Genomic DNA, 12644 nt, shown 5'->3' on the forward strand with positions numbered 1-12644 from the left:
TATGACATCTTTCAGACAGCAAAATAGCTATTGGAAAAAACTTATTCTTGGGATTGGATTTACATTTATCATAGCAATCATAGGCTACCTGCTCGCATTGGTCCCAGGATTCAACCGGGTAGGGCCGCTCGCGAGCGCCATTATTCTTGCCATTATTTATCGGCAAATTTTCGGATATCCGGAGTTTCTTCGGATCGGAATTCAATTTTCTGCTAAATATTTGCTTCGCTTTGCGATCATTTTGTATGGTTTAAAATTAAACATCGACGTGATTTTCGAAGACGGGCTTGGGTTGCTTGCACAAGGAGCATTAGCGATTGTATTTTCCATTCTCCTTACCGTATATTTAGCCAAACTTTTCAAAGCAAATCAGCAGCTTGCCTTATTACTTGGAGTGGGGACTGGTGTATGCGGAGCGGCCGCGATTGCGGCTGTGTCACCTGTTATCAAGGCAAAAGAGGAAGATACGGCCATCGGCGTTGGGATCATTGCACTTATTGGAACGGTTTTTTCAATTATATATGCCATCTTGCAGCCAATCCTTCCGTTAACAGATATAGAGTACGGGACATGGGCTGGACTCAGCCTGCATGAGCTTGCACATGTTGCCTTAGCTGCGGAACCAGCTGGTGAAGAAGCACTCGCCATTGCATTATTAGCTAAGCTAGGACGCGTTTTTCTGCTTGTTCCACTCTGCTTTGTATTGATTTTTTGGATGAAAAATCGAAAGCAAACAGATGCAGATGGTCAGGCTAAGGTGAGCTTTCCATGGTTCTTACTCGGGTTTATTGCGATGAGTCTTTTTGGAAGTTATGTACTTGGGGCCTATATTCCAGTTTCAGAAGGGTTTATGAATGGGATTGATGGTATGACGACATTTATCCTGACTTCTGCCATGGTCGGGCTCGGATTAAATGTTAGCTTGAAGGACGTTAAAGATAAAGCACTCCGTCCGCTTCTGGCGATGGTTATTACATCCGTATTGCTTTCCGTAATGATGTTTTGGATTGTCACATTATAAAAGTGAGCTCCACCGCTAAGTGGAGCCTCCTTTCACAATCATATCGCAAACCGCTCAATTGCTTTTGCGACTCCGTCCTTATCATTCCTATCTGTCACATAATCGGCAACATTTTTAATCGCTTCCTGGGCATTTCCCATTGCGACGCCTATTCCGGCCTCTTGAATCATTTTAATATCATTCAAACTATCGCCAACGGCCATAATCTCATCCATCGTAATGCCGATTTCTCTGCATACAAAATGAAGGGCTACTGCCTTACTTACTCCCTCAGGATTTGCCTCTACATTTGTCGGCAGTGAGTTCGTTAACTCTAGCCCTTCAAAATAGGAAAGCTCTTCAACCATTGCATCAAGCTTACTCTTATCTAGGGAGCTGCACCCGAATTTGAGCCATTCATGGTCATAAAAATTTTCCGGGCGACTGTCGCGGTAGATACCAGTTGTAGAAACCATCCATTGTTGCATACCCATTTCTTTTCCAATTTCCCACATTTTTTCTATTTTTTCCGTTTCCAGTAAATGCTGATCCAATAATGTTTTATCCACCGTATAAATTTCTCCACCATTGGATGTAATAAGGTAAGACGTGAGATTTAGCAGCTCTGCATAGGGATAGCATGTATCGAGCGATCTTCCTGTGCTTAAAACCACATGTATGTCACTAGCCAATGCTTTTGCAATGACTGCTTGTGTCAGTTCAGAGATCTCAAGTTCGTTATTCAATAGCGTTCCGTCCATATCGAGTGCAATTAATTTTATTTGTTTATTTTCTACCATGAAAATGTTCCTCCAAGTCGGTTATACTGATTGTGTTTAAACTCTCCTATGTTAGTTTAATATACTTCGATTAGGGTGACAATTGTTCAACTTATAAATTCCTTTTTCAATCGGTTCATTCGCAGCAAAAAATAGCCAACGGTAGCCAAAGGAACGACTGTAACAAGAACAATCATCCATATCCCCATTGCTCCATTCCCTTGCGCAGATTGAGCCATCTCCCAGGTAATTAAAGAAAAAATAGCAACCACTTCGAAGTTTATTACCGAAAGCATCAATCGGGATTCCCTATACAGCTTCGGTGCGTTTTGTTCCGTCACTTTTACAGGATAATTATGGGTATGTGGAACTCTCCCTAAAAAGAATAACAGCATGAACATAGGAAGTGATATAAACGGAAGCATAAAAATGGCTCCCTTGCCTCCCCAATTATCCGCTTCACCGGCTGCATTAAAGTGGATTGGAACTTCATCTGGCAACTTACTATACATGAAAATCGCATAGACAAACATCGTGATAATTAATATAAAGGCAAATAAATGGAAAACGTTCTCCCACGTACTTGCTGGAATCTTTATATTCGGCTGATCTTTCATTATCATCACCTTCTACCATACATAAAATTGAAATACGAACACCTTTAAGTAAACCTCAATAGAAGCACCTCTCCTTACTATAAATCGTTTCTGAAAACCTCGACTTCATGTAAAAATTTCTCCATTTTTACGAGCCGTTCTTGTGCCTCTTCAACAGATATAGGCAGGAACTTGATTTCTCCCTTTGGCACGAGCTGAGCGATCTTCGGTAGATCTGTGGAAATAACTGTCCCTATTCGAGGATAACCACCAGTCGTTTGCCTGTCAGCCATCAAAATAATTGGCTGCCCATTACTTGGGATTTGAATACCTCCAAAAGGAACGGCGTCTGAAAAGATTTCTGCTTCCTCTTTTACTTCAACTTTCTCCGATTTAAGCCGGTATCCCATTCTATTCGAATTTGCATCAACGATATGTATGGAGCTGAAAAATCTTTCACGCGCTTCTTTCGTAAAAAGATTTGTATGCGGACCTTCGACTACAGCTACTTCAATCGCATTTTTATAAGTAGGGATAAATTTTTTCTGCAGACCAGTACCATGCGGGGCATCCATCGGAAACCCATAGATTTGATCAGAACGTTCGAGTGACGAACCAAACCCACTCTTCAGATCTGTTGCCATGCTTCCAAATAGAGCCGGGACATCCAAACCACCCGCTACCGCAATATATGCACGCACTCCGAATTGATGCTTTCCAAAGGTGAGTTTATCTCCTTTATCCATATGTACAGTGGTCCATAATGGGATCTCGTTTTCATTTATTTTTGCTTCAAGATCAGCGCCGGTTATTGCAATTGTAAGTGGCGTACATGCTTCAAGCACCGGCCCGAGCAAAGTTACCTCAAGACATGCTGCGCTCCGCGGATTACCTGCAAGAATGTTTGCAAGTTGTAGTGCGAATCTATCCATCGCACCTGATACAGGTATACCATATTGTTGATAGCCCGAGCGCCCCATGTCCTGGAATGTCGTGAGAATACCTGGCTTGATTACATGGAATAGTTGTTGGCTTTGCACTGGATTCACCTCCTTGATTTCTTATTCGAATGGAGAAGCGCAATCATACTCCAAATCTCACTACTTCCACTCCTCTTGCATCAAGCGCCTCACGTAACTTCTCCACAAAACGAACAGCATGCGCACCATCACCATGCACACATACCGTATCGGCTTCTATCTGAACAAGCGCTCCATTGACCGCTTCCACTACGCCGTCCCTTATCATTCGCTCCACCTGTTTAACAGCTACATCCACATCCTCAATGACTGCACCAGCTTGCCGCCTTGGTGTTAAGCTGCCATCCGGCTGATACGTACGATCTGCGAATACCTCTGATACAACACGTAAACCTCTATCACGTCCTGCAGCTAATAGCTCACTTCCAGCTAATCCGTACAACATCAAGTTGGAATCAAGATCATAAACAGCACTTGCAATGGCATCTGCTGCCCCTCGGTCAAACCCGGCCAAATTATACAGTGCTCCGTGTGGCTTCACATATTGCATTTTTACATCATGAATCTGGCAAAATGCCTGCAAAGCCCCAATTTGGTAGACTAGGAGACGATAGATCTCATCAGCGGAAAAATCAATCATCCGCCGACCGAAGCCTGCTATGTCGGGAAAACCAGGATGTGCGCCAACAGCTACGTGATATTTTTTAGCTAATCCGACTGTTTTATCCATCACATTTGGGTCCCCAGCATGGGATCCGCATGCAATATTCGCTGAGGTAATATGTTCCAGCAAACGTTCATCTGCGCCAAACGTATAGGCTCCAAAACTTTCGCCCATATCACAATTGATATCAATTATCATTTTCAACCACCCTTGTCCATTTGTATTTCGAATTGTCCAGTTTCGACCTGCTCTGTTATTTGCTCAAACTCACGCTCTGACACACAATAAAAACGAATCCGATCACCGGCGTGAAATAAGAAAGCATCTTCAGCACTTTTATCAAATAATGGAAGCGGCGTTTTGCCAATAATATTCCATCCCCCTGGCGACTCCACAGGATAAATGCCTGTCTGTTCATGTGCGATGCCAACCGATCCGGCAGCCATCGACTTGCGCGGCTCTTCCAACCGTGGTGTTGCAATTTTTTTATCAAGTCCACCAAGGTACGGAAAACCAGGTAAAAATCCAAGCATGTAAACAAGATAATCCGGTTTTTGATGAATGTCGACCACATCCGACACATCCAGTTGATTGAAAGAGGCAACCCGTTCCAAGGCAGGTCCGTTCTCCCCGCCATACACAACCGGAACATGGAAAATACGGGAGGTCCCACGCTTCTCATGCCACGAAATGTCACGTAAATTGCTCACCTTTTCAGCAATCTCTTTAAACCTTATTTTATGCGGTTCATAGTAAATAGTCACCGAGTCAAACGCCGGCACCCATTCCACAACACCAGCAATTGCAGCTGCCTCTAGCTTCATACAGAACCCCCGTATTTCAGCATTCAATTCTGGAGAAACATCACCAGAAAAATTCACCTTAAGTGCCGAATCGCCAACAGCTTGCAGTGAAAAACGCATCACGATCAACCCCCTTCTTAAAAGAGTAATTACTAATATGATAGCATAAATCCACTATTATATTCGATCATACCCACATACTTGTAAGGTGAGAAGCATACATCCCACACAAACCCCTTCGACAAATATTGACAAAATGCGGGGCGTGACAGGTACTTTATGAAAACGCATTCTTTTTGCTTGCTGATCTAGTAAAATATTTGTATGATAGACTCACTTCATAGTTTAGGGGGGAAATGTATGCTACCAGCAACATGGAACTGGTTATGGGAGAAGCATGATCAGGTAAAAGATTTGTTTACGTTCTTCGTCAAACCGAGTGCCTCAAACATTGGAACTAGAAAATCAGATGATGACAACCAATCCGTAAATAACAATGGAAACGGGGGTAGCAATCGCAGTTATAAGCCCGCACAATTAATTGGATTATTTTTAGGGCCATTATTATTTCTTATCACCTACTTCTTTGTCTCACCTGAAGGGCTGTCAGACGAAGGAATTGCTATACTGGCAAGTACCATTTGGATTGCAGTTTGGTGGATGACGGAAGCAATCCCGATCCCAGCAACTTCCCTTTTACCAATTATTTTATTTCCTATGACTGCCGGATTGAATATTGATGCAACAACATCGGCTTATGGAAACGATACCATCTTTTTATTTATGGGTGGATTTATGATTGCATTGGCCATGGAAAGATGGAATCTACATAAGCGTATTGCCTTAACTATTATTTCCGTTATTGGTACAAGCATCAATCGCATTATTCTCGGTTTTATGGTTGCGACAGGATTCCTGTCCATGTGGATTTCCAATACCGCAACAGCCATGATGATGGTTCCGATTGGTCTTGCGATTATCTATCAGGTATCAGATGCTCTAAAAGATGACCCATCTGTTGATACATCCACAGAGAATTTCGGTTTTGGTAAAGCGATGATGTTGAGCATTGCCTATTCCGCTTCGATTGGAGGCATTGCAACGATTATCGGAACGCCGCCGAACACACTACTGGCAGGCGCGCTCAATGAAATCTATGGTATTGATCTGTCCTTTGCAACCTGGATGCTCTTTGGTGTCCCGCTTGCCTGGGTATTCATTTTCATCGTATGGTTTTATTTGGTGAAGGTAGCTTTTCCATTGAAAATAAAAGAATTACCTGGTGGAAAAGCAGTGATTCAATCGGAGAAGAAGAAACTCGGAACTGCGTCGTATGAGGAAAAGGCAGTATTTACCGTGTTTGTTTTAGCAGCTTTAGCCTGGATCACACGTACCTTTGTGTTAAATGAATATGTCAGCGAAAATATCGATGATGCAATTATTGCAATAGCTGCCGCACTAATTCTATTTATCGTTCCTGCAAAAAATGAAAAAGGCGGGCATCTGCTTAACTGGGACGCTGCTGTTAAATTACCATGGGGAATTCTATTACTTTTCGGTGGTGGTCTTGCCATTGCGGCAGGGTTTACAGAATCCGGACTGTCCGAATGGATTGGCGGGCAATTGGAAGGACTACAAGGAGTTTCCATTTTCCTTATCATACTTACTGTAAGTGCTCTGGTGATTTTCTTAACTGAAATCACATCTAACACCGCAACCGCATCGATGATGTTTCCGATTATGGCATCCTTAGCTGCAGCATTAAACATTCATCCATACAGTGTCATGATAGCAGCTGCAGTAGCCGCATCATGTGCATTTATGCTCCCTGTCGCTACACCGCCAAACGCTGTCGTATTCGGTTCAGGCTACTTAAGAATACCCGATATGGCAAAAGCAGGGTTTGCCTTAAATTTAACTGGCATAATTCTCGTTACCATTGGAATTTATTTCTTAGTCCCACTCGTATGGGGGATTGATTTAACCTCATTACCGGACGTTTTAAAATAACGATAGAAGGAGACTATTACGAATGAATAGTCTCCTTTCTTTTGTTCCTGCTTCTAATGAAAACCACATAAGCTACAGGTAAGATGGCTGTGAGTATCACTAACCCTGACCATCCTGCCACGTTCCATAATGGCCCAAGTGCGGAGCTGCCAAGTGCTACTCCGATATAATAGGCTACTAGATACAGGCTTGCGGCACTTCCTTTATGATGAGTCGCCTGCTCCCCTACATTTGTTGCTGTTAATGAATGGGCTGTAAAAAATCCGAGACATGAAACACATAACCCAATAATAATCACGAAAAGGGAGCTGCTTAATGTTAAGAATATCCCCATCGTTAATATGATAACACCGATAACGCGAATTTTACTGAGGCCAAATTTTCCTGCAAACCAGCCTGCCAGCGGCGAACCTATAACGCCAAGCCCGTACGCAAAAAAAGTATAGGAAATAGCTTGTAGGGATAAATCAAAAGGTTCTCCTTGCAAGTGAAACGGCAAATAGGTCCACATACCTGTAAACGAAAATTGCAAAACAATCCCGAGCCCAAAGACAAGTAATAGAGCGGGATTTTTAAAATGAAATAGAAAACCTTCGATATCACTAAGAAATGATAGATCACTAGAATGAAAAAAGCGCGATTTCGGAAGCATCAAATACACGGACGCAAGTACTATCAGTCCTACTACTGCCAAAATCAAAAATGCAACTTGCCATGAAAAATGATCTGTTATGTACCCGGTTAATACCCTTCCAACCATACCTCCAAGTGCATTACTCGAAATATAAAGTCCTGTTGCAACACCAACACTTCGTGGATCAATTTCTTCATTTAAGTATGCAATCGATGCGGCTGGCAATCCTGCTAATGCAAAGCCCTGAATAAAGCGAAGTGCGACAATAATGTAGAACGAATCAACCATTGGAATAATGAGAAATGGAATGACTGAGCCAATTAATGAAAGTTTAATAAACATCGTACGGCCAATACGATCCGAATAAAATCCGAGCACAATTAAACCAATAATGAGCCCAATAATTGTCATTGATAATACCAAGCTGGATTCAGAAACAGAGACACCGAATTCTTCCACAAAAACAGGGAGAAGCGGCTGTACAGCATACATACAGGCAAAAATAAAAAATGATGCCAACGCCAGGCTCACTGAAATTTTCCAAAAGTGCGCATCACGAATGGTATATTTGCTTTGCATCATCTCACTCCCTTTTTACTGCTACCTTCCAATTCAATCAAATACATATTTATTCCGTCCGGCCCCCATTCCAAACACCATGACCATAATCGCAACAATGATCAGCGTGAGTAATGGTACAGTCCACGCTTGAGTCACATCATATAAATAACCGATAAACATCGGTCCGACAGCGGCTAAAACGTACCCGAGCGACTGCGCCATTCCAGATAGCTCCGCAGCCTGTCTGGCGTTTCTTGCACGCATGCTTAAAAACGCCAATGCCAAAGCAAAACTTCCACTAAGCGTAAAACCTATTAAAATAGTACTGATCACCATTACCGTGTGTGAATTTCCAAATAGAAGCCCTCCATATCCGGTAACTGCAAACAACGCCATCACAAGCACGATTCCACGCTGCGATTTTAATCTACCAGCGATCATAGGTACAAGAAAACTGGCAGGCAAGCCGACAAATTGTGTAAATGATAGCAACCAGCCGGCTGTTGCCATACTTACACCATAATCATACAAAATTTCAGGCAACCAGGAAATGGTCACATAAAATAAAAAAGATTGCAGTCCCATAAATCCAGCTACTTGCCAGGCTAGCGGTGATTTGTACATTCGATTATCAGAAAAACGCACATTTCGCGTCTCATCACTATTGTCACCTTTTTCCATTTTAACAACAAAAGTAAAAATAATTATTCCAATTATTGCAGGAATGGTCCAGACAAGCAAAGCCAACTGCCACCCTAAATTCATGCCTGTTGCTACCGGGATACTCAGGCCTGAGGCTGTCGCAGCAACTATCCCCATTGCTGTTGTATACACACTTGTCATGAGCGCAACATGTGCTGGAAATTTTCCCTTAATGACGGCAGGTAACAGCACATTACAAATAGCAATACCAAGTCCAATGAATAACGTCCCAATAAAAAGGAGGACTATGAGTGAAACAGAACGCATACTGATACCAATCGATAGTACAATCAAGCCTAACAGAATCGTCCGTTCATTTGTCAATCGATTCCCAAGCTTGGGAGCTATTGGTGACATGACAGCAAATGCAATAAGCGGCAAACTTGTCAGCATCCCCGCGCTCCAATTCGACAGGCCTATATCATCACGAATGATTCCGATAAGCGGCCCGACTGAAGTAATCGAAGGACGCAGGTTAAACGCTACGAAAATAATGCCGGCCACTAATAAAAAACGATATAGCCTTATCTCTTTTTCCCTCTCCTGATGTATGCCCATCTTGACAGCTCCTTTATAACCACTATAGCATACTGTATTTTGATAAGGAAAAGGATGAAAAGCAAACGCGAGTGTGCATTTCTTTTCAATACGGTGATTTATGGTATAATATAGGTAGAATGATGCATATACTTAAGAAGACCACAGCTGTAACTGTGGCCCAGTGATAAGCGGTTCCCCCAGGGGGATCGGCTATCCTTTAGGAATAGGCCTCTCCCATCAACGACTGTTAAGGGTTAATAGGGAGGTCTATTTTTTATTGATCATTCGAAACACGAGTGTTAGCACTGCTATCAAAAAGGTGCCAAATCCAAATAGCACCATAAACACTTCATAAGTGCTCAAGTGACATCACCCCCTTCTCATACAGAAGGGTTAGCCGACCACTCCCTAAAAGAACATTATCTAGTTATTAGTATACCATAAATCTACCGGAAATAACCATAAAAAGAGAACATTTGTTTGATTATTTTTTGATCGAATACGCTTTGTCTGATTTGAGAATGGTGTTTAACAACTTTTTTGGTTTTTCTTCGATTTATAATATACAAACAAGCCTCTAGTGCTTGTATACTATAGTATATGCTACATTTTCATTTATTCGTAATGCAAATGACGAGAGAAAGTAGAATTTTGGCGAGTGGCGGGGTTGGTTCGCAGTAAAAGACTTTACAATGAAGTCCTTTGTCCGTGAACAAACATCACCTGATCCTTCTCTAGTAAAACTGTTTCAATTATAGATGAAAGCGGAAAGCAATAGGGAACCGTATTCAAAAAAATGAAACTGACCACCTGCTAAAACAGATGGTCAGTTTCATTTAATTATTTTTATAACACAATCATCCTTAGGACGGCATTCCAAGTAGGGATTTGACCTCTAAATACTCATCGATACCGTAGTCTCCCCATTCACGGCCAACGCCGGATTCTTTATAGCCCCCAAATGGAGCGGAGAAGTCTGCCTTGGCATTGTTGATGGTAATTCTACCAGCTTGCAAACGTGAGGCAACTTTCTTGAGTTTCTCCTCATCCTCGCCGAATACATACCCAGCCAGTCCGTACACTGTATCATTGGCTATTTCGATAGCTTCGTCGAGATCCTCATAAGTGATAATTGACATCACAGGTCCGAAGATTTCTTCCTGGGCAATTACCATATCATTTCTCACATTCGTGAAGACAGTAGGTTTCACATAATAACCATTTTCCAGGCCTTCAGGTTTCCCGGTACCCCCTGCGACGAGTGTGGCACCTTCTTCCATGCCTTTTTCAATATAGCCTTGGACACGATCCCATTGCTTCTGAGCAACAAGTGGGCCAACCACCATATTTTCATCATTGGGATCCCCAACTGGGAATGTAGGCAATGCCTCTTTTACCGCTTCTATGAAATCGTCATGCATCGAACGTGGAATCAAGGTACGCGTTGCGGCTGTACATACTTGACCGGTATTCATCATGATATTGGAGACAGCTGTTTTTGCAGCTTTCTTCACATCGGCATCTTCAAGGATAACAAGTGGTGATTTCCCGCCAAGTTCAAGCGCAACTTTCTTAATCGTCTTCGCGGCATTTTCCGATACTTTTTGTCCAACTGCTCCGGATCCGGTAAATGATACAAAATCAATTCCGGGATGAGAGCTGATACCATTTCCAATCGTTGATCCTGTACCATTAACCAGATTGAAGACACCCTTTGGCACACCGGCCTTTTCAAAAATTTCCACCAGTAGAACTGCAGCATACGGTGTAAGCTCCGCAGGCTTCAGGACAACAGTGCTTCCAGCCGCCAATGCCCCTGCTAGTTTCGTAGAGGTTTGATTTGTTGGAAAATTCCATGGTGTAATCAAACCGCTGACTCCAATTGGTTCTTTTGCAATCAATGTCTCTCCGCGTCTTTCAGTGAACTCAAAATCTCTAAGCTGTTTTGCCGTTTCCCTAAAATGCTGCAGTCCCATGTTGTAGTGAACTTTTTCCGTCATGGATACTGGTGAACCTAACTCCTCGGTAATGACCTCAATCAGATCATCTTTGCGATTCTCGTATTCTTTTGCAATATTTTCAAGTAATTCTGCGCGGTATTCCTTTGTTGTAGTGGAGAATGAAGGGAAAGCATCCCTTGCTGCTTGTACAGCACGATCTAGATCTTCCTCCGTTCCTAGGCTGATACGACCGGTAACTTCCTCAGTGGCGGGGTTAATTACATCTTCCGTCTCGGAACCAGTTGATTCAACCCATTCACCATTGATATAGTGCTTTGTGTAATTACGCATTCGATCGTCTCCTTTCATGGAATTTAAAATCCGTTTATAGAGTGTGTTCCCTTTATAGTTGGATTGAAACATGTGAAGTTTGGGGCCTGTCCCCCGCTATGTTAACGTGTTAAAGTGGTGAGAGTCAGGCCCTATAAATAACAATAAAAAAACCCCCGCTCCATTACTGGGCACGAGGATTTTTCTTCGTAACTGTAGCTATTATAATTCCAATAATAATGAAAGCAGAACCGGCCAACACACCTATAGACATTTGCTCACCTAACAGAATACTGCTAAAGACCAAACCAAAGATAGGTACAAGCAAGGTTGATATGGTAGCAGTTACCATATCAATTTTACTAATAATAAAAAACCAGACAGTAAAACACAATGCCGAAGCAAGCACACCCGTGAATAAAATATAATAAATACTATGTGTGTTTAACACGACGGGCTCGCCCCATTCCATAAAAAGCGTTACAATAATGATTCCAACGGCACCAAAAAACATTTGAAAGGCAGAAGCCTGTATTTTTGGCAATTCCTGTACGTTAAGACGATAGTAAATATTTGCTATCGCCCAGGAAATAGCAGCAATAATGATGAGGACTTCGCCAAAGATAACCTCGATACGTTGCCCTGACCAAATATCCCAGCCTAAAATGGTTAACAACCCAAGCATGCCGATCAGTAATCCGGTCATTTTGGCTGGTGTTATTTTTTCTCCAAGAAACTTCACCGCAAGTAAACTGCTCCACATTGGCATGGAGTACAAGAGTACAGATGATTTCCCTGCATCCACAAACTCCAGTCCATACATGACAAGCAGGAAAACAATGGATGTCTGCAGGATTCCGACGATGATTAAATGCTCCCAGTAACGTCTTGGCGGTAAACCAATTTTTAAGATCCACACTACCAGCAGCAGAGTGAGCGCCCCTATACCAAATCGAAATGATGAAAACGTAAATGGCCCCATGTAAGCAAGGACCTCTTTCATCAGAACCCACGCATAGCCCCAGAGGAGGGTAATTATTAAAATAAGCGACCATATGATGACGTTATTTTTAGAAAGGATGGATTTTTGTTTTTTCATAGATCT

The 12644-nt window shown here is 42.4% G+C and carries 12 protein-coding genes; 2 read left to right on the plus strand and 10 right to left on the minus strand.

Features of this window, described 5'->3' with window-relative positions; all coding sequences use genetic code 11:
- Position 1: 1 nt before the first annotated feature.
- The gene (locus tag KFZ58_RS13280; RefSeq protein WP_235791783.1) at positions 2–1021 is read left to right on the plus strand and encodes a YeiH family protein; all 1020 of its coding nucleotides are present in this window, start codon (positions 2–4) and stop codon (positions 1019–1021) included.
- Between the two features lie 38 nt (positions 1022–1059).
- Here KFZ58_RS13280 and KFZ58_RS13285 read toward each other — a convergent pair whose 3' ends face one another.
- From KFZ58_RS13285 to pxpB, 5 genes are all read right to left on the minus strand, one after another.
- Positions 1060–1800 (minus strand): Cof-type HAD-IIB family hydrolase, encoded by a 741-nt coding sequence (locus KFZ58_RS13285; RefSeq protein WP_235791784.1) that lies wholly within the window; start codon positions 1798–1800, stop codon positions 1060–1062.
- Between the two features lie 86 nt (positions 1801–1886).
- Positions 1887–2396, minus strand: a complete 510-nt coding sequence (locus tag KFZ58_RS13290; protein ID WP_235791785.1) for a DUF1648 domain-containing protein — start codon at positions 2394–2396, stop codon at positions 1887–1889.
- A gap of 77 nt (positions 2397–2473) precedes the next feature.
- Entirely contained in the window at positions 2474–3415 is a 942-nt protein-coding gene (locus KFZ58_RS13295) for a 5-oxoprolinase subunit C family protein (RefSeq protein ID WP_235791786.1), read from the minus strand.
- A 43-nt stretch (positions 3416–3458) separates the two neighbouring features.
- The gene (locus KFZ58_RS13300) at positions 3459–4217 is read right to left on the minus strand and encodes a LamB/YcsF family protein (RefSeq protein WP_235791787.1); all 759 of its coding nucleotides are present in this window, start codon (positions 4215–4217) and stop codon (positions 3459–3461) included.
- 2 nt (positions 4218–4219) lie between these two features.
- Entirely contained in the window at positions 4220–4942 is a 723-nt protein-coding gene (gene pxpB / locus KFZ58_RS13305; protein WP_235794742.1) for a 5-oxoprolinase subunit PxpB, read from the minus strand.
- 240 nt (positions 4943–5182) lie between these two features.
- On the opposite strand from pxpB, the gene KFZ58_RS13310 reads away from it, so the two are divergent.
- Entirely contained in the window at positions 5183–6832 is a 1650-nt protein-coding gene (locus KFZ58_RS13310; protein WP_235791788.1) for an SLC13 family permease, read from the plus strand.
- 16 nt (positions 6833–6848) lie between these two features.
- Here KFZ58_RS13310 and KFZ58_RS13315 read toward each other — a convergent pair whose 3' ends face one another.
- The 5 genes from KFZ58_RS13315 to KFZ58_RS13335 form a co-directional block, all read right to left on the minus strand.
- Complete coding sequence (locus tag KFZ58_RS13315) at positions 6849–8048, minus strand: MFS transporter (protein WP_235791789.1); 1200 nt, start codon at positions 8046–8048, stop codon at positions 6849–6851.
- Between the two features lie 30 nt (positions 8049–8078).
- The gene (locus KFZ58_RS13320) at positions 8079–9287 is read right to left on the minus strand and encodes a CynX/NimT family MFS transporter (protein WP_235791790.1); all 1209 of its coding nucleotides are present in this window, start codon (positions 9285–9287) and stop codon (positions 8079–8081) included.
- Between the two features lie 249 nt (positions 9288–9536).
- Positions 9537–9632, minus strand: coding sequence for a putative holin-like toxin (locus KFZ58_RS13325; RefSeq protein ID WP_255694865.1), 96 nt, complete (start codon positions 9630–9632; stop codon positions 9537–9539).
- A gap of 500 nt (positions 9633–10132) precedes the next feature.
- Entirely contained in the window at positions 10133–11560 is a 1428-nt protein-coding gene (locus KFZ58_RS13330; protein WP_235791791.1) for an aldehyde dehydrogenase family protein, read from the minus strand.
- A 163-nt stretch (positions 11561–11723) separates the two neighbouring features.
- A complete protein-coding gene (locus KFZ58_RS13335; RefSeq protein ID WP_235791792.1) occupies positions 11724–12638 on the minus strand; it encodes a DMT family transporter in 915 nt (304 codons plus the stop codon).
- Between the last annotated feature and the right edge of the window lie 6 nt (positions 12639–12644).

The organism is Virgibacillus sp. NKC19-16 (assembly GCF_021560035.1).
GTDB classification, from domain to species: Bacteria; Bacillota; Bacilli; order Bacillales; family Amphibacillaceae; genus Virgibacillus_L; species Virgibacillus_L salidurans.

Bases quoted from the DNA above. Each gene is read 5' to 3' on its own strand.
- KFZ58_RS13315 (WP_235791789.1), bottom strand. From the start codon at position 8,048: ATGATGCAAAGCAAATATACCATTCGTGATGCGCACTTTTGGAAAATT.
- KFZ58_RS13300 (WP_235791787.1), bottom strand. From the start codon at position 4,217: ATGATAATTGATATCAATTGTGATATGGGCGAAAGTTTTGGAGCCTAT.
- KFZ58_RS13285 (WP_235791784.1), bottom strand. From the start codon at position 1,800: ATGGTAGAAAATAAACAAATAAAATTAATTGCACTCGATATGGACGGA.
- KFZ58_RS13310 (WP_235791788.1), top strand. From the start codon at position 5,183: ATGCTACCAGCAACATGGAACTGGTTATGGGAGAAGCATGATCAGGTA.
- KFZ58_RS13290 (WP_235791785.1), bottom strand. From the start codon at position 2,396: ATGAAAGATCAGCCGAATATAAAGATTCCAGCAAGTACGTGGGAGAAC.
- KFZ58_RS13335 (WP_235791792.1), bottom strand. From the start codon at position 12,638: ATGAAAAAACAAAAATCCATCCTTTCTAAAAATAACGTCATCATATGG.
- KFZ58_RS13330 (WP_235791791.1), bottom strand. From the start codon at position 11,560: ATGCGTAATTACACAAAGCACTATATCAATGGTGAATGGGTTGAATCA.
- KFZ58_RS13320 (WP_235791790.1), bottom strand. From the start codon at position 9,287: ATGGGCATACATCAGGAGAGGGAAAAAGAGATAAGGCTATATCGTTTT.
- KFZ58_RS13280 (WP_235791783.1), top strand. From the start codon at position 2: ATGACATCTTTCAGACAGCAAAATAGCTATTGGAAAAAACTTATTCTT.
- pxpB (WP_235794742.1), bottom strand. From the start codon at position 4,942: ATGCGTTTTTCACTGCAAGCTGTTGGCGATTCGGCACTTAAGGTGAAT.